At 66.3% G+C, this 16286-nt stretch carries 15 protein-coding genes and 1 other RNA gene; 10 read left to right on the top strand and 6 right to left on the bottom strand.

Annotation, left to right across the window (positions count from 1 at the left end):
- Positions 1–11: 11 nt before the first annotated feature.
- Positions 12–1049 carry an MBL fold metallo-hydrolase gene (locus P1P91_RS14790; RefSeq protein ID WP_311883595.1) on the top strand — a complete coding sequence of 346 codons (1038 nt, stop codon included), beginning with the start codon at positions 12–14 and terminating at the stop codon, positions 1047–1049.
- Positions 1050–1288: 239 nt separating this feature from the next.
- Positions 1289–2803: a threonine ammonia-lyase, biosynthetic gene (ilvA, locus tag P1P91_RS14785; protein ID WP_311883594.1), complete on the top strand. Its 1515-nt coding sequence runs from the start codon at positions 1289–1291 to the stop codon at positions 2801–2803.
- Between the two features lie 474 nt (positions 2804–3277).
- On the opposite strand, the gene P1P91_RS14780 is transcribed toward ilvA, so the two are convergent.
- From P1P91_RS14780 to P1P91_RS14770, 3 genes are all read right to left on the bottom strand, one after another.
- Positions 3278–3925: a 5-formyltetrahydrofolate cyclo-ligase gene (locus P1P91_RS14780; RefSeq protein WP_311883593.1), complete on the bottom strand. Its 648-nt coding sequence runs from the start codon at positions 3923–3925 to the stop codon at positions 3278–3280.
- Positions 3926–3956: 31 nt separating this feature from the next.
- A non-coding RNA gene (gene ssrS, locus P1P91_RS14775) (6S RNA) lies at positions 3957–4140 on the bottom strand.
- 85 nt (positions 4141–4225) lie between these two features.
- Positions 4226–4522, bottom strand: coding sequence for a cell division protein ZapA (locus P1P91_RS14770; RefSeq protein WP_311883592.1), 297 nt, complete (start codon positions 4520–4522; stop codon positions 4226–4228).
- Positions 4523–4749: 227 nt separating this feature from the next.
- Here P1P91_RS14770 and P1P91_RS14765 point away from each other — a divergent pair, with 227 nt between their 5' ends.
- The 4 genes from P1P91_RS14765 to P1P91_RS14750 all read left to right on the top strand — a co-directional run bounded on the left by P1P91_RS14765 (position 4750) and on the right by P1P91_RS14750 (position 9394).
- On the top strand, positions 4750–5328 hold the full coding sequence (locus tag P1P91_RS14765; RefSeq protein ID WP_311883591.1) for a UPF0149 family protein: 579 nt from the start codon (positions 4750–4752) through the stop codon (positions 5326–5328).
- A 45-nt stretch (positions 5329–5373) separates the two neighbouring features.
- Entirely contained in the window at positions 5374–6714 is a 1341-nt protein-coding gene (pepP, locus tag P1P91_RS14760; RefSeq protein WP_311883589.1) for a Xaa-Pro aminopeptidase, read from the top strand.
- A 153-nt stretch (positions 6715–6867) separates the two neighbouring features.
- Positions 6868–8085, top strand: coding sequence for a 2-octaprenyl-6-methoxyphenyl hydroxylase (gene ubiH / locus P1P91_RS14755; protein WP_311883587.1), 1218 nt, complete (start codon positions 6868–6870; stop codon positions 8083–8085).
- 124 nt (positions 8086–8209) lie between these two features.
- Positions 8210–9394 carry a UbiH/UbiF/VisC/COQ6 family ubiquinone biosynthesis hydroxylase gene (locus tag P1P91_RS14750; RefSeq protein WP_311885815.1) on the top strand — a complete coding sequence of 395 codons (1185 nt, stop codon included), beginning with the start codon at positions 8210–8212 and terminating at the stop codon, positions 9392–9394.
- On the opposite strand, the gene P1P91_RS14745 is transcribed toward P1P91_RS14750, so the two are convergent.
- From P1P91_RS14745 to gpmI, 3 genes are all read right to left on the bottom strand, one after another.
- Positions 9391–10704 carry a S41 family peptidase gene (locus P1P91_RS14745; RefSeq protein ID WP_311883586.1) on the bottom strand — a complete coding sequence of 438 codons (1314 nt, stop codon included), beginning with the start codon at positions 10702–10704 and terminating at the stop codon, positions 9391–9393. The genes P1P91_RS14750 and P1P91_RS14745 overlap by 4 nt on opposite strands.
- Positions 10705–10772: 68 nt before the next feature.
- The gene (locus P1P91_RS14740; protein WP_311883584.1) at positions 10773–11927 is read right to left on the bottom strand and encodes a murein hydrolase activator EnvC family protein; all 1155 of its coding nucleotides are present in this window, start codon (positions 11925–11927) and stop codon (positions 10773–10775) included.
- On the bottom strand, positions 11928–13493 hold the full coding sequence (gpmI, locus tag P1P91_RS14735) for a 2,3-bisphosphoglycerate-independent phosphoglycerate mutase (RefSeq protein ID WP_311883582.1): 1566 nt from the start codon (positions 13491–13493) through the stop codon (positions 11928–11930).
- A 232-nt stretch (positions 13494–13725) separates the two neighbouring features.
- On the opposite strand from gpmI, the gene P1P91_RS14730 reads away from it, so the two are divergent.
- The 4 genes from P1P91_RS14730 to P1P91_RS14715 all read left to right on the top strand — a co-directional run bounded on the left by P1P91_RS14730 (position 13726) and on the right by P1P91_RS14715 (position 16200).
- Entirely contained in the window at positions 13726–14148 is a 423-nt protein-coding gene (locus P1P91_RS14730) for a rhodanese-like domain-containing protein (protein ID WP_311885814.1), read from the top strand.
- Between the two features lie 89 nt (positions 14149–14237).
- Positions 14238–14735, top strand: coding sequence for a protein-export chaperone SecB (gene secB / locus P1P91_RS14725; protein ID WP_311883580.1), 498 nt, complete (start codon positions 14238–14240; stop codon positions 14733–14735).
- A gap of 39 nt (positions 14736–14774) precedes the next feature.
- Positions 14775–15494, top strand: a complete 720-nt coding sequence (locus P1P91_RS14720; protein WP_311885813.1) for a 16S rRNA (uracil(1498)-N(3))-methyltransferase — start codon at positions 14775–14777, stop codon at positions 15492–15494.
- 16 nt (positions 15495–15510) lie between these two features.
- On the top strand, positions 15511–16200 hold the full coding sequence (locus P1P91_RS14715; protein WP_311883579.1) for a CvfB family protein: 690 nt from the start codon (positions 15511–15513) through the stop codon (positions 16198–16200).
- The last annotated feature ends 86 nt before the right edge of the window (positions 16201–16286 follow it).

Genomic DNA, 16286 nt, shown 5'->3' with positions numbered 1-16286 from the left:
AGGAGGCTATCATGTCATATACTATCAACCGCACGACACGTTTCCTCTTCCCCATCACGGGCACCATCATGGCAGTTGTACTGTCAATGAGCAGTGCAGCCTCAGCAAGCAAGCCGGCTTCGACTGCGACATCAGAGGCACGTGTCGCGGTCGAAGATCTGGTCAGCCCAACGCAGGTGGTTACCCTTGGCACTGGCACGCCTAATATCATCCAGGGCCGCGCCGGAACTGCCACTGCGGTTATCGTCAACCATGATGAAGTCTACCTTTTTGATGCTGGTGCCGGCTTCATGGAGACACTGGCTGAGTTCCAGGATGAAGATAAGCGTGGAATCTTTCCCGTATCGCCCTCCTATCCAACGTTCATGTATCCAACCTTTCTTGATAAGCTTTTTCTGACCCATCTGGATTCCGATCATATTCTCGGCATCCCCGAGCTACTACTGCGTGGGTGGGTGCTTGAGCGTAACCAGCCAGTTAGCGTCTGGGGGCCAGAAGGCACCCAAACCGTTGTCGATGGCGTTGTCGAAGCCTATCAGCCCGATATTCAGCACCGCTTGGATAGCCTACCGATTGGTCAGGAGGCTCCCTATACCGGAATCGTCGAGGAGTTTGGTTCGGAGCCTGGCGTTGTTTATCAGGATCGTTACGTTACCGTCACGGCCTTTAACGTGAACCACGGAACCTGGGAGGCGGGTGAGGCTTTCGGCTATCGCATTGAAGCACCGGATAAAACCATTGTTATCTCTGGTGATACCCGCCCGACTCCCAACCTGATCGAGCACGCGCAGGGCGCTGATATTCTGCTTCATGAAGTCATGTCTCAGACCGGTCTGGAAGGGTTGCCACAAAAGTGGCAGGGTTACATGAAAGAAGCCCATACCACTACCGGACAGCTTGCCGATATCGCCAGGCAAATTGATCCCGAGTTACTGGTGATGATCCACCCCCTCTTCCTGGGTGCGTCGGAAAATACCCTGGTCGACGAGATGGCCCAAGCCTACGATGGCAAGTTTGAGCTGGCCGATGACGGGGATGTCTTTGATTGAGGTATGGGGTTAGTTGCCAGGCCGGTGAGAGCGAAAGCAAACAGGCTGGAATGACGACTATTTAGTGAGCCTCCATTCGTCAATGCGCTCAGCTGCGATAGCCCTGCACGCTGCTATCAATTTCTGGACGCGCCGGGGGCCGATCTGCTAACAATATCGGGTTGCCCATATTTTGTTGCGCAAAGCGAGCTGTGATTTTTTATCCGCCGGCGTGCGGCCCTTTCCCGTGAGATACCAGAATGCTTGAAGCTACCGTGAAGAAGATCCTCCAGGCCCGCGTTTACGATGCCGCCTGTGAGACCCCGATTTCCCCCGCCCCTTTTCTGTCACGCCGCTTCAACAACACCATTCTGATCAAGCGCGAAGACCTGCAGCCGGTCTATTCCTTCAAGATTCGCGGCGCCTACAACAAGATGGCGCAGCTGAGCGACGAGCAGAAGGCCAAGGGCGTGATCGCCGCCTCGGCGGGCAACCATGCCCAGGGGCTGGCCATGGCGGCGACGCAAATGGGCGTGAAAGCGACCATCGTGATGCCGCGGATCACCCCGGAAATCAAGGTGGCGGCGGTGCGTGCCCGGGGCGCCAGGGTGGTGCTCAGGGGCGACGCCTTCAGCGAGGCGGCAGAACATGCCCAGACGCTGGTGGAAGAGCACGGCTACGCCTACATTCCCCCCTTCGACGACATCGACGTCATCGCCGGTCAGGGCACCGTGGCGGTGGAAATGCTGCGCCAGCACAGCGGGCCGCTGAACGCCATCTTCGTGCCCGTGGGCGGCGGCGGGCTGATTGCCGGCGTGGCGGCCTACGTCAAGTATCTGCGCCCGGATATCAAGGTGATCGGCGTGGAGTCCGAAGACAGCGCCAGCCTCAAGGCGGCGCTTGCCGCCGGCGAGCGGGTGACCCTGGACGAAGTCGGCGTGTTTGCCGAGGGCGTGGCCGTGGCGCGCACCGGCGAGGTGCCGTTCAAGCTGATGCAGGGGCTGGTGGACGAGGTGATTACCGTCACCGCGGATGAAATGTGCGCGGCGGTGAAGGACATCTTCGAGGATACCCGGGCGGTGTCCGAAACCTCCGGGGCGCTGTCGCTGGCCGGGCTGAAAAAATACGTTCAGCAGACCGGCGCCGAGGGCGAGACGCTGATGTGCATCAACTCCGGGGCCAACACCAATTTTGACCGCCTCCAGCACATCGCCGAGCGCACCTCTCTGGGCGAGCAGCGCGAGGCCATTCTGGCGGTGACCATTGCCGAAAAGCCCGGCAGCTTCAAGAAATTCTGCCGCACCCTGGGCAAGCGCATGGTGACCGAGTTCAGCTACCGCTACGCCGACGACAGCAACGCCCACATCTTTGTCGGCGTGCAGGTGAAGCCCGGCGGCGACGACCGCCAGGCGGTGATCGACAAGCTGCGCGATGCCGGCTACCAGGTGGAAGACCTGACCGACAACGAGCTGGCCAAGGTGCATATTCGCCATCTGAGCGGCGGGCGGCCGAGCGCCAACGTGGCCGAGGCGCTGTACCGCTTCGAATTCCCCGAGCGCCCGGGGGCCCTGATGAACTTTTTGACCCGGCTGCCCCACGACTGGAACATTTCCCTGTTCCATTACCGCAACCACGGCGCCGCCTACGGTCGGGTGCTGGTGGGTATCCAGGTGCCCAACGGCGACAGCGACCACGTGGAAGAGCACCTGGATGCCATTGGCTACCGCTACTGGGAGGAAAGCGATAATCCGGCCTATCGGCTGTTCATGGCGTGAGCGGCTCTGCGCCTTTTGTCGGAAAATAGAGGGGATGGCCGCCTGTTCTGTTGTCAAGCGCCGGCGTCGCGCCTTATAGTCCCCGGGTCGAGAATGAAAAGCGTCACTAAAAACGCTGATGCGGCGTTTTCAGATCCCGGCGCTGTTATCGCCCGGGCGGAGTCCCGGGCGCGTGTCTTTTGGGAGAAGCGGTATGCGTCGTAAAAAGCCGGACATGATCACGGCCCTCACCCTCGTCTTTGCTCTGGGCGTTCTCATTACGGGGTATGCCCAGGCGCTGGCCGGCGGCTGATCACAGCCGCCCGGGGCCCTGATCCATAAGCGGGCTGCGCCGTCATGGCGCAGCCCGTTTTGTTAGGCGCGTGGCAAGGCCGCCATCCTCCGGCAGGTCCTGCGGCCTGCTTTCGCTCAATAAATTGAGTTCCCACCCTGAATGCCGCTTCATCGCCATATCCGTCCTGGTGGGAGCTGGCTTCAGTCAGCGGCTTGGCGCTTGCGCGGGCGCACCACGGCGGTGTCGGTGGCGATGGTGGTCAACGGGATGTCCCAGGGCTCCACGGGAAGCTCGCTGGCCTGCTGGCAGGCGTGGGCCACGCCGATCAGCGTCGGTTTCGGCCCCCGGCGGCGCATGAAGGCCAGGGTGCGGTCATAAAAGCCGCCGCCCATGCCCATGCGGTTGGCGTGTTCGTCGAAGCCCACCAGCGGGACGATCAGGGTGTCCAGCGCCCAGGCCGGCAAGCGATTGGCGCGGCGGGCGCCGAAGGCGACGGCGGGCTCGCGAATGCCGAAGCGGTTTTTCACCATGGGCGTACCCGGACGGTAGGCCACGAACCACAGCGAGTTGGCGGAAAGCGGGCGCAGCACCGGCAGATAGACGCTGACCCCGCGTCGATACAGCCAGGGAAGCAGGGGTAGCGGGTCGATTTCGCCGCCCGCGGGCAGATAAAGGCTAACGCGGCGGGCGCGAAGCAGCTCGGGCAGCGTTTTCAGCCGGCGGCAGAGGGCAGTTGAGGCAGCGCGCTGTTCGCGGGCAGTAAGGGCGCGGCGGCGGCGTCTCAGCTCGCGGCGCAGGGTGTTTTTTGCCGGTAAGGGCAACGATTCGGGAGCGTCAGGGTGTGGCACGATGCGTCATGGCCCTGATGAGGATTGGCAAGGGTTCTCCAGAGTGCCGCTGTCGTTTTGGCCCTGAACCCTGGGGTTCAGGTGGGTGGCCGCAGCCGAGCCGTCAGGCTTTCCGTCGCGCGGACATGCACACGGGCTCGGCTAGCGTTTGGCCTCCCTGGGTATTACGCATAGGCTCGAGGGACTACAACGACTGGCGCACACCCCAGAGAACATCTCTATCCTACCAGAGGCCCGCGCTCAGGCCAAAGAGCGGGCAGGTCGATTATCTTTGGCGTCTTGTCAGGAGAGGGCCGGGGGTCAATCCCGATCTTTCTTCAGCGCCTCGTCCAGACGCTCGCTCAGGCGAGTGAGCTCGGCCTCGCGGTCGCGCTGCTCGTCCAGGGTTTCCAGTAGCTCGTGGGTGATGTTGAGCGCGGCCATGACCGTGACCCGATCGTTGCTCAGGGCAGCGCTTTGCGACTGGATGCCGTGCATGGCGCGATCCAGATAGCGCGCGGCGCGTTCCAGCTTGTCTTCAGTCCCCGGGTCGCAGGCGATGGTGTAATACCGCCCCAGCAGGGTGATTTCTGTGGTTGGACGCTTGGCGTCACTCATCCGTTGCTCCAGCGCAGGCCATCAAGGGATCTATGCGTTAACATGCCCCTGTGGGCAGGTAAAGCGAGGCTTGGTCCGGGGCCGGCGCGAGGCCGGTATCGGACGCTATAAACTGCTCAACTATAAGAGAGCCTGCGCGCCGGGGTCAACGCGCCCCCGACCAACGCGCTTGCCGTATCGCCTTTGTCTTACTCTGTGTCAATGACTGTTTCAACGGATTGCCCTTTATGTCCCTGATCGACGAACGCCAGGATTTTTCCGCTATTGCCGACGTGTATCTGCTGCATGGAAGCATGCAGTCGCCGGCTTTTCTCGACGGCCGGCTATGCGCGCTGCTGGCGCTCAAGGACGTCAGCGCCGAGGCCTGGCTGGACGAAGTGTGCTCGAGTCTGGGGGTCGAGCAGCCCCGGGACTCGGCCAGCGCCGAGCGGCTTCTGGGCTGGCGCCGGCAGACCCTCGAGGCCCTGGGCGCCAGCGAGATGAACTACGAGCCGCTGCTGCCCGACGAGCTGTTTTCTCTGGCCGAGCAGGCCCGGGGCTTGCAGGAGTGGACGCTGGGCTTTTGCGAAGTGCTGGAGGAAGTCGTCGACGATGATTTGCGCCGGCAGTGGTCCTCCGCTCTGCGCGAGGCGCTCGACGATTTGCCGGCGCTGGCGCAGATGGAAACCGACATCGACGACAGCCCGGAAAACGAAAACGACCTGTTCGCGCTCACCGAGCACGCGCGAATGGCCGCCATGATGCTGTATACCGAGCAGCACCCCGGCCAGCCCCAGGTCGAACAGAGCGACGCGACGCTGCACTAGCGTCTTGCGCTCGGACATCTCCCCTTTCACTCACCAGGAGCCTTTATGCTACCCGAGTCCCTGCCGCGTCCGGCGGCGATTTCCCCCGATGCCTACGCCGCGCGCCGCGCCGCGCTGATGGCCGAGCTGCCCGCCGGCGCTGCCGTGCTGGTGCCCGGTGCGGGCCTTGTCACTCGCTCCCGGGACAGCGAGTTTGCCTTTCGTCAGAACAGCGACTTCTACTACCTGACCGGCATTGTCGAGCCCGACGCGCTGCTGCTGCTGCTGCCCGGACGCGAGGCCGGCGAAACGGTGGTGTTCTGCCAGGATCGCGATCCCACGCTCGAGGCCTGGACGGGGCGGCGCCTGGGAGCGTCCGGCATGGTCGCCGAGCACGGCGTGGACGAAGCGTTTGAAAACGACGAGCGCGAAGGCCAGCTCAGCGCGCTGCTGGCCGGCCGCGAGCAGCTTTACCTGCCTTTTGAGGATTCCGAGGCCAGGGCGCTGGCGGAGCAGGTCTACGCCGAGGCGGCCGTCAATCGTCGCCGAGGCGCCGCGCCGGTGCGCGGCTTTCACGACGTCAGCCCGCGCCTTCACGCCATGCGCCAGCTCAAGGCGGCGGAAGAGCTTGAGCTGATGCGCCACGCCGCCGAGATATCTGCCAGGGCCCACTGCCGAGCCATGCGCGCCGGCCGCCCGGGGCTTTTCGAGTATCAGCTCCAGGCCGAGCTGGAGCACGAGTTCGTCTGGCAGGGCGGCAACGCCCCGGCCTACAGCACCATTGTCGGCGGCGGCGCCAACGCCTGCGTGCTGCACTACGTGGAAAACAGCGCCCCGCTCAGCGACGGCGACCTGGTGCTGATCGACGCCGGCGCCGAGTTTGACCTCTACGCCGGCGATATTACCCGCACCTTCCCCGTTAACGGCACCTTCAGCGCCGCCCAGCGCCGGCTGTACCAGGCCGTGCTCACCGCCCAGGAAAACGCCGTGGCGGCGATTCGCCCCGGTGCCACGGTGATCGACATTCACCGGGGCGTGGTGCGCGACCTGACCGCGGGGCTCATCGAGCTGGGGCTGCTTGAAGGCAGCGTCGAGGAACGTGTCGCCGACGCGGCCTACCGGCGCTTCTACCTGCATTCGACCTCGCACTGGCTGGGGCTCGACGTGCACGACGTCGGCGACTACCGCCGGGCCGACGGCACGCCGGTGCCGCTTGCCGCCGGCATGGTGCTCACCGTGGAACCCGGCCTTTATATTCCCGACGAGGCGGATATTCCCGAGGCCTACCGGGGGATGGGCATCCGCATCGAGGACGACGTCGCCGTCACCGCCGAGGGCCACGAAGTGCTCACCGCCGGCGTGCCCAAGCAAATGGCTGATATTGAGGCGCTGATGGCCAACAAGTAACCGGACCGGCATCAGCAAAAAATTGGTTACGTAATTTACGTTACGGATGGTCTTTCTTTCCGTTGTGCGCCTTGGCAGGCAATAGTTGGCAGGCGATAGCAGGCAAGCGATAGTTGGCAGGCAAGAGAGAAACCAGCCGTTCAGGAGGCTTCCATGGAGACACCCGCGCAACCGCTCACCCACGATATCGTCATTGTGGGCGGCGGCCTGGTAGGAGCCAGCCTGGGCTGTGCGCTGGCCCCGCTGATCGAGCGCCACGGCCTTCGGGTGGCGATCATCGAAGCCGCGCCGCTGCCGGCGGCGCCGCAGCCAGCCGAGTGGCAGCCCAGCTTCGACGCCCGGGCCAGCGCCATTGCCGAGGGCTCGGCGGAGCGCTTTCGTCGCCTGGGGGTGTGGCAGGCCATGCGCCGGGAGGCCGAGCCGATCCGCCATATCCACATCAGCGAGCGCGGGCGGCTGGGGGTGACGCGGCTCGATGCCGACGACGTCAACGTCCAGGCGCTGGGCCATGTCATCCCCAACGCCTGGATGGGGCAGGTGCTGCACCGCAAGCTTGCCGGGCTGACGCTTGACTGGCACTGCCCGGCGAGGGTGGAGCGCATAGCGCCGACGCCCGCGGGCCACCGGCTGGCGCTGTCCGACGGCAGCACGCTCACCGCCGGGCTGACGGTGCTGGCCGACGGCGGGCGCTCGGGGCTGAAGGAGCAGCTGGGTATACCCAGCCGCGCGGCCGACTATGATCAGACGGCGCTGATTGCCAACGTGGCGATCAGCGAGCCCCACCGCGGAATCGCCTACGAGCGGTTTACCGCCGAGGGGCCGATGGCGCTGCTGCCGCTGCCGGGTAACGCCATGGAGCTGGTATGGACGCACCCGGCCGGTGAGGAAAAGGCGCGCATGGCGCTCGCCGACGGCGACTTTCTCGCCGCGCTGCAGCGGGCGTTCGGCGACCGCGCCGGGCGCTTTACCCGGGTGGGCCAGCGCTATGCCTATCCGCTGAGCCTGGTGACGGCGGAAGAGACCGTGCGCCCGGGGCTGGCGGTACTGGGCAACGCCGCCCACGCGCTGCACCCGGTAGCCGGCCAGGGCTTCAACCTGGCGCTGCGCGGGGTGGTGGACCTGGTGGAAACCCTGGCCGACAGCCTGGCAGCCGGGACTGCCATCGGCGACATGGCGACCCTGGGCGCCTTTGACCGCAAACGCGCCCGAGACCGGCGCGGCGTGGTGCGTTTCAGCGACGGGCTGATTCGCCTGTTCGGCGCGCGCTTCCCGCTTTTGCCCCAGGTACGGGCCGCGGGCCTTGCCGGGCTCAACCTGGCCGGGCCGCTGCGCCGCGACCTGGCCCGCCGGGCCATGGGGCTGGAGCGCTGAATTTCCCTTTGCGCCCGGAAACGGGCGCCCTGATGACGAGGCAACGCAAGTGACGACAACGCAAACCACGACGGCCAACGGCTCGCCGGCCACGACCTTCGACGCTTTGATCGTGGGCAACGGTATGGTGGGGACGGCGCTTTGCGCGCTGCTGGCGGACGCCGGCATGCGCGTCGGGCTGGTCGAAGCGCAGCCCCGGCCGCTGACTCTGGAGGCGCTCGGCGAGGCGCCGGCACCCCGGGTCAGCGCGCTGTCGCCGGTCTCCGTGCGGCTGCTGGAGCATCTGGGGGCCTGGCCGGCGATGAAGGAGAGGCGGGTGACGCCCTATCGCCATATGCGCGTCTGGGACGCCGACGGTAGCGGGGAAATTGCCTTCAGCGCCGACGAGGCCGGCGTAGCCGCGCTTGGCTACATTGTCGAAAACAGCCTGACCACGGCGGCGCTGAACGCCCGGGTGCTCGACCACCTCGGCGTGACGACGTTTTACGGCAGGCGCGTTGATGCGCTGCAGACCTCCGCGACCGGGCGCTGGCTAAAACTTGACGACGGGGACACGCTTGGCGCGCCGCTGGTGATTGCCGCCGACGGCGCGCGCTCGGCGCTGCGCGACATGGCGGAGATCGACGTCGCCGAAGACGACATGCACCAGCACGCGGTGGTCACCACCGTGCGCTGCGAGCGCCCCCACGGGGCGACCGCGCGGCAGGCGTTCGTGAATGGTCAGCCGCTGGCGTTTCTGCCGCTGACGTTAGGGGGCGACGAGCGCTACTGCTCGATTGTCTGGTCGGTGGCCCCCGAGCGGGCTCGGGAGCTTGAGGCCATGACGCCCGACGCGCTGGGCGAGACGCTGGGGGCGGCGCTTGAGCACCGCCTGGGCGCGGTCGAGGTCTGCGACAGGGCGTATCGATTGCCGCTGGTGCAGCGCCATGCCCGGCGCTATACGGCGCCCAACTTTGCCCTGGTGGGCGACGCCGCGCACAGCATTCACCCGCTGGCGGGGCAGGGGGTCAACCTGGGACTGATGGACGCCGCCGTGCTCGCCGAGGAGGTGGTCGCCGCCTTCAAGCGCGGCGCGCCCTGGGGGGACGCTAGCCTGCTGGCGCGCTTCGAGCGCCGCCGCCGGGCGGATAACGCCGCGATGCTTAAGCTGATGAAGGGCTTCAAGACTCTGTTTGGCACCCGCCACCCCGGTGCGCTGCTGGCGCGCAACCTCGGCATGAGCGGCCTCGACCGGCTGGTGCCGCTCAAGCGCGCGATCATGCGCCAGGCTACCGGCGAGCGCGGTCGCCTGCCCGCGAGCTGCCGCTAGCGCCCCCGGCGGTCGACGACGTTGAGCGCCTTGAGCAGGTTGAGCGCCTCGCCGAGCTGATAGTCGTCGCGCAGGCGCGAGGAGCTGGCGGCGTCGGCGTCGCCGGTGCCGTTCGGGGCGTTCAGGTGGCCTTCGAGGTCGGCTTCGCGCAGCTCGAAAGGGCTGTCGGCGATTTCCAGCCGCCCGCGCACCACCTTGACGTCGGGCTCGATGCCCTGGGCCTGGATCGAACGGCCGTCGGGGGTGTAGTAAAGCGCAGTGGTGAGCTTGAGGCCTTCATTCTCGCCCAGGGGCATGACCTGCTGTACCGAGCCCTTGCCGAAGCTTTCGGTGCCCATGATCACGCCGCGGCGCTGATCCTGAAGAGCGCCGGCAACGATTTCCGCGGCCGAGGCGCTGCCGCCGTTGATCAGTACCACCAGCGGCACGTCGCCGGCGGGGGCGGTCGGGGTGGCAGAAAACGACATCTCGCTGTTGTCCAGGCGGCCTTCGGTGTACACCACCCGGCCGTGGTCGAGAAACAAATCGGCGATGTCGACTGCGCTTTGCAGCACGCCGCCGGGGTTGTTGCGCAGGTCCAGCACCAGGCCGTCCAGAGAGCGGCCGTCGCTTTGCCGCTGCATGTCGTCGATGGCGTCAAGCGCCTGTTCGGCGGTACGCGTCTGGAACTGGCTGATGCGCAGATAGCCGTAGCCCGGCGCCAGCAGCTCGTGCTTGACGCTTTCGGTGCGGATGTTTTCCCGGGTCAGGGTGAGCCGGCGCGGGCTGTCCTCGCCCTCGCGCAGCACGGTAATCTCGATTTCGGTATCCGGCTCGCCGCGCATCAGATTGACCGCCTCGTGCAGGGACAGGCCGTCGGTCGAGGTGCCGTCGATGCGCATGATCACGTCCCGGGATTCAATCCCCGCCCGGGAGGCGGGGGTGTCGTCGATGGGCGTGATCACCGTGACCCGATCGTTTTCCATGCCGACCTCGATGCCGATGCCGCCAAATTCGCCTTCGGTGGTTTCGCGCAGGCTTTTATACTGCTCTTCGTCGAGGTAGGCGGAGTGCGGGTCGAGCTCGTTGAGCATGCCGCGCATGGCGTTGCGCAGCAGGGTGCGATCGTCGACGTCCTTGACGTAGGCGCGCTTGATGTGCTCGAACACTTCGGCAAAGGTCTGGATGTCTTCCAGCGGCAGCCCGTCGCTCCCGGGGTCTGCCTCCGGCGCGGCCGCGGCCGACGGCGGCAGGGCCAGCATGGCGGCAGGCAGTAAAGCGGCCAGAAAGCGCCGGAAAGTGGGCAGTAGCGGGAAGGCAAATGGCGTCATGGTGGCTCCGCAGGGCGAAAGGCGGCGGGGTCCGCCGGGAAAAACGTCAGTGGCGCAAGCTTATCCCCTCAGCGACGTGCAATCCAACGTCCGGGGTCGATGGGCTTGCCGTTGCGGCGGACTTCAAAGTATAGCGCGGCTCGGGGCTGGCCGCCGGTATTGCCCACTCGGCCGATGGTCTGGCCGCTTTCCACCCGGGCGCCGGTTTGCTGCTCAAAGCGCTGGAGATGGGCGTAAAGCGTCATGATGTGGTCGCCGTGGTCGATGATCAGCAGGTTGCCAAAGCCGCGCATCCAGTCGGCGAAGACCACCCGGCCGGCATGGACGGCCGTGACCGGCTTGCCGGCTTTCGCGCCGATGATGATGCCGTTGTGGTGCACGCCGTCCCGGCGCTTGAAGCCGGTGCGCAGCGTGCCCTGAACGGGCCAGGGCAGGTCGCCCCGAGTCTCGGCCATGCGGGTGCTAGGCGTGGGGGTCGACAGCCGGGCCATCTGCTCGCGGATCTCGCGCAGGCGCGCTTCGGCCTCTTCGCGGTCGCCCTCAAGCCTGGCCAGGTGGTGGCTCTGGCTTTCCTCGCGCCGGCCGATGTCGGCCAGAATCTCGCGGCGTTTGGCGGTGCGCTTGGCAAGCGTCGCGCTTTCTTTCTTCAGCTCTTCGTTGGCCGCCTCCAGGCGCTTTTGGCGCTGGTCAAGCTCGGCGGCGTTTTCGCTCAGCGCTTCGTCCAGCCGGGCGATGTCGGCAAGGCGCTGTTTTCTCGCTTGGGTCAGGCGGTTGAGGTAGGCCTGCATGCGGTCAACCCGGGCCGGATCGCCCTGGTTGAGCAGCAGCTTCAGCTGCGGCGCCTCGCCCAGGCGGTACAGCGCGGCCAGCTGCTCGCCCAGCGCCTCTACCTGCGCCTGGCGGGTCGCTTCCAGGCGGGCGCGGCGCTTTTTCAGCGCCCGGTTTTCTTCGCTGAGCCGGCGGCGCCTGGCCTGGACGTCATCCAGCCGGGCATGAATGTCGGCCAGCGCCTTTTCCACCTGGCGCAGCCTGTCTTCGGCCTCGCTTCGCGCTTCGCCGGTCGCCTCCAGGCGCTCTGACGCTGCCTGGATTTCCTCGCCCAGGGCGTCGAGCTTTTCCAGGGCGGCGTTTTCGTCGGAGCGCCCGTGAGCCGGCAGGGAAACGGCGAACAGCAGCGCCAGCGCGCCAACGGCAAGGCGCCCTCGAGCTGGCCGAAAGGGCACTCAGCGCAGCCGGATCAGCGGCTTGCCGGTCATCGCCTGAGGAATCTCCTGGTTCATCAGGGTAAGCAGGGTCGGGGCCAGGTCGCACAGCCGGCCGTCTTCCAGCTCGCCCTGACGCTTGCCCACGTAGACCAGCGGCACGGGAAAGGTGGTGTGGGCGGTCTGGGGGGCGCCGGTGACCGGATGCACCATCTGCTCGGCGTTGCCGTGGTCGGCGGTGACCAGGCAGGCGCCGCCGGCGCGCTCGATGGCCTCGACCACGCGGCCGACGCAGTGGTCGACGGTTTCGATGGCCTGGACGGCGGCCTGGTAGTCGCCGGTGTGGCCCACCATGTCGCCGTTGGCGTAGTTGCAGACGATCAGGTCGTAGCTGTCGTCGTCGATGGCGCTGACCAGGTTGTCGGTCACTTCATGGGCGCTCATTTCCGGCTTTTCGTCGTAGGTGCGTACGTCCTGGGGCGAAGGCTGAAGAATGCGGGTTTCGCCGTCGAACGCCTCCTCGCGGCCGCCGGAGAAGAAGAACGTCACGTGGGGGTATTTTTCCGTCTCGGCGATGCGCAGCTGTTTGAGGCCGCGCCGGGAGACCACCTCGCCCAGGGTGTCGGCCAGGTGCTCCGGGGGGAAGGCGATGGGAGCGGGGATGTCGTCGGCGTACTCGGTCATCATCACCAGGCCTTCGCCGGCGAGTATCGGGCGCGAGGTGCGCGCAAAGCCGTCGAAATCGGGCTCGGCAAAGGCCCGCGCCAGCTCCCGGGCGCGGTCGGCGCGGAAGTTGGCAAAGATCGCCGCGTCGCCGTCCTCGATCACCACCGGGGCGCCGTGGACCCGCATGCTGGTAGCGGAGACGAACTCGTCGGTTTCGCCCCGGGCGTAGGCCTCGCGCAGGGCGGTTTCGGCGCCGATGGCGGTAAAGTCGGCCTTGCCCTCGGTCAGCAGCTCATAGGCCTGGGCCACCCGCTCCCAGCGGTTGTCGCGGTCAAGCGCGTAAAAGCGTCCGATGACGGAGGCGATAAAGCCGTTGTCGGGGCCGACCAGCTCGGAAAGCCGGGCGTTGGCCCGCTCGAGCGACGCCATGGCGCTTTGGGGCGGCATGTCGCGGCCGTCGAGAAAGGCGTGAAGATAAATGCGCCGGGCGCCGCGGCGAGCGGCAAGCTCGGCAAGGGCGATGATGTGGTCTTCGTGGCTGTGCACGCCGCCGGGGGACAAAAGCCCCATGAGGTGAACGGCACGGCCGTTCTCGACGGCGTCGTCGATGGGGGTGGTCAGCGCCGTGTTGAGGTCCAGGTCGCCGTTTTCCACGGCCTGGGTAATCCGGGTAAAATCCTGAAACACGATGCGCCCGGCGCCGAGGTTCATGTGGCCGACTTCGGAGTTGCCCATCTGGCCGTCGGGAAGCCCGACGTGGTGGCCGTCGGTATGGACGAAAGCCCGGGGGCGGTCGTTCCACAAACGATCCATGTTCGGCGTGTGTGCCCCGGCAATGGCGTTATGCCGGCTGTCCGGGTTGTGGCCGTAGCCGTCGAGGATGATCAGCGCCACCGGGCGCGGCGTGGGGGTCGTGTCCATGAAAACCTCTCGTCATTAGGCCGAGCGCAGGCGTGGCTCAACGTCGCGGCGGATGCAAGCTGCCCGCATCATAACGCAGGGGTACCGCTGTCGTCATGGCGGGGCCTGCTCGTGTCGCGTCGGGGTGTGTATACTGGGGCGCTTGTCGGCGGCAAGGCCGCTGCCGGCGATATGTTTTTTTACGGTTCGTTGACCCACTATTGACCTAGAGATTGAGCGCGCGATGTCGGAGATAATCGAACGGCTACTGGAGTTCTCCCAAAACCACCTGCTGCTGGTGGGGGCCTTTTTGCTGGTGTTGCTGGCCTGGATTTTTTACGAAACGCGTCGCGCTGCCGGCAACGGCGTGACCTCCAGCGAGGCCACGCAGCTGATCAACCGCGAAGATGCCGTGGTGCTGGACATTCGCGAGGACAAGGAGTTCAAGGCCGGCCACATCGCCGGGGCCCGGCATATCCCTCAGAGCAAGCTGGATGACCGCATGAACGAGCTGGACAAGGCCAAGAGCAAGCCGGTAATCATTGTCTGCAAGCACGGCCAGAGCTCGGGCGTTGCCCAGGCCAAACTTGCCAAGGCCGGTTTCGAGCGGGCGTTGAAGCTCAAGGGCGGCATGGGACAGTGGCAGGCCGACGGCCTTCCGGTGGTGAAAAAATAAGCGCGCCGGCATGGCCGGCACGACATTGACTGCGACGCAGAAGCAGGCGCCGCACAACCTTCGTAGATCGACCCTTTCAGGAGTTTCACATGGCGGAAGAAGACAGCAACCCCCAGCAGGCCGGCGCGGCGGACGAGAACAAGCAGAAGCTGACGTTTTCGCTGCAGCGTATTTACGTCAAGGATATTTCCTTCGAAGCGCCCAACTCGCCCGAGGTGTTCAAGCAGCCGTTCAAGCCCAAGGTCAACCTGGATCTGAACACCACCAGCGCGCAGACGGCCGAGGACCAGTACGAGGTCACGATCAAGGTGACCGCCCAGGTCAACGACAGCGAAACCGGCACCACCTCCTTTTTGGCCGAAGTCGAGCAGGCCGGGCTTTTCCGCATTGCCGGCATTGAAGGCGAGCAGCTGGATCAGACCCTGGGCGCCTTTTGCCCCAACCTTTTGTTCCCCTATGCCCGGGAGTGCGTGGACAGCCTGGTCAACCGCGGTGGTTTCCCGCCGCTGATGCTTGCGCCGGTCAACTTTGACGCCATGTACGCCCAGCGCAAGCAGCGCGAGGCCCAGGCACAAAGCGCCGAGTAAGCCGTGCAGGCCGCCGACTGGTACGCCGCCCACGGCCGGATGCCGCGCCTTTACGTGCCGGCAAGGCTTGAGTCGGGGGCAGAGCTGACGCTGCCCGAGGGCTCGGCGCGCCACCTGACCCGGGTGCTGCGCCTGGGCCCGGGCGCGCCGCTGGTGCTGTTCGACGGTGAGGGCGCGGAAGCCGGCGCGCGGCTGGTTGAGGCCGCGCGCAAGCAGACTCGGGTGCGCGTGGAGGCCGTGTGGCCGGGGCGCTTCGAGTCGCCGCTGGCCGTGCATCTGGGCCAGGCGATCTCCAAGGGCGACCGCATGGATTACGCTATCCAGAAAGCCGTCGAGCTTGGCGTCGCGGCGATTACCCCGCTTTACACCCCCCGGGGCGATGTCCGCCTGAAGGGCGAACGCGAGGCCAAAAAACTGGCCCACTGGCAGGCCGTGGCCGCCAGCGCCTGCGAGCAGTGCGGGCGGGCGACGCTGCCGCCGGTACACCCGCCCCAGCGGCTGGGCGACTGGCTTGAAGCGCGCGACGAGCCGCTGCGGCTGATGCTGCACCCGGCGACGGGCAGCGCGCTTGCGGCGGCTGAAGCCCCCGCGACGGCGGCGCTGCTGATCGGCCCCGAGGGCGGGCTTTCGGCCGAGGATGTCGCGGCGGCAGAGGCGGCGCGGTTTGCGCCGCTGACGCTGGGGCCGCGCATTCTGCGTACCGAAACCGCGCCCGTGGCGGCGCTTGCGCTGTTGCAGTACTGCTTCGGCGACCTTTGAGAAGGACGTTTTTGCCATGACCAACGAGACTCCTGGCCCCTCTTGTCGCGCCGGGGATACCGCCGCCCGCATTGGCGAGGTGGCCTATCTGCCGGTAACGGCGGTCACTCAGGTGGGTGCGTTTTTGCGCTGGGGGCAGCCCAAGGACGTGCTGCTGCCGTTTAGCGAGCAGCTGTTCCGCCCTGATCCGGGCAAGCGCGTGCTGGTCATGCTGTATGAGGATGACCAGGGGCGGCCGGTGGCGTCCATGCGCCTCGAGCACTTTCTGAGCGACGACGCCTGGGCGCTTCAGAGCGGCGAGGCGGTGACCCTGGTGGTCGCCGAGCGCACCGACCTGGGCATGAAGGTGGTGGTCAACCACCGCTACTGGGGGCTGATCTACGCCGACGACATCAGCCAGCCCCTGCGCCGGGGGCAGACGCTGCCCGGCTTCGTCAAGCAGCGCCGGGACGACGGCCGGGTGGATATTTCCCTGCTGCCGCCGGGCAGCGCGCGGCTGGACGTGGTCGGCGACAGGGTGCTAAAGGCGCTGCGCGAAAGCGGCGGCTACCTGCCGCTGGGCGATAAAAGCGCCGCTGCGGACATCAAGGCGCGGCTGGGCGTGAGCAAAAGCGCCTACAAGCAGGCCATTGGCCGGCTGTACAAGCGCCAGCTGATCACCCTTGAACCCCACGCCGTACGCCTGGTCCCCGGCGCGCTGGACTGATCCGGGCTGGCTTGGTGCCGCGCGCGGCGTCAGGCATACTGCAGGCCTGTTATTTTTCCCCGGGCGCGCCGGACCCGGCGCGCTCC

The sequence above is a fragment of the Halomonas piscis genome (genome assembly GCF_031886125.1).
Taxonomy (GTDB): Bacteria; Pseudomonadota; Gammaproteobacteria; order Pseudomonadales; family Halomonadaceae; genus Vreelandella; species Vreelandella piscis.
The sequence above is the reverse complement of the archived record's forward strand: the minus strand, read 5'-3'. Positions and strand labels throughout refer to the sequence as shown.

Coding starts and splice junctions, on each gene's coding strand:
- P1P91_RS14790 (WP_311883595.1), top strand. CDS start 12: ATGTCATATACTATCAACCGCACGACACGTTTCCTCTTCCCCATCACG.
- ilvA (WP_311883594.1), top strand. CDS start 1,289: ATGCTTGAAGCTACCGTGAAGAAGATCCTCCAGGCCCGCGTTTACGAT.
- P1P91_RS14770 (WP_311883592.1), bottom strand. CDS start 4,522: ATGAGTGACGCCAAGCGTCCAACCACAGAAATCACCCTGCTGGGGCGG.
- P1P91_RS14765 (WP_311883591.1), top strand. CDS start 4,750: ATGTCCCTGATCGACGAACGCCAGGATTTTTCCGCTATTGCCGACGTG.
- pepP (WP_311883589.1), top strand. CDS start 5,374: ATGCTACCCGAGTCCCTGCCGCGTCCGGCGGCGATTTCCCCCGATGCC.
- ubiH (WP_311883587.1), top strand. CDS start 6,868: ATGGAGACACCCGCGCAACCGCTCACCCACGATATCGTCATTGTGGGC.
- P1P91_RS14750 (WP_311885815.1), top strand. CDS start 8,210: ATGGTGGGGACGGCGCTTTGCGCGCTGCTGGCGGACGCCGGCATGCGC.
- P1P91_RS14745 (WP_311883586.1), bottom strand. CDS start 10,704: ATGACGCCATTTGCCTTCCCGCTACTGCCCACTTTCCGGCGCTTTCTG.
- gpmI (WP_311883582.1), bottom strand. CDS start 13,493: ATGGACACGACCCCCACGCCGCGCCCGGTGGCGCTGATCATCCTCGAC.
- secB (WP_311883580.1), top strand. CDS start 14,238: ATGGCGGAAGAAGACAGCAACCCCCAGCAGGCCGGCGCGGCGGACGAG.
- P1P91_RS14720 (WP_311885813.1), top strand. CDS start 14,775: ATGCCGCGCCTTTACGTGCCGGCAAGGCTTGAGTCGGGGGCAGAGCTG.
- P1P91_RS14715 (WP_311883579.1), top strand. CDS start 15,511: ATGACCAACGAGACTCCTGGCCCCTCTTGTCGCGCCGGGGATACCGCC.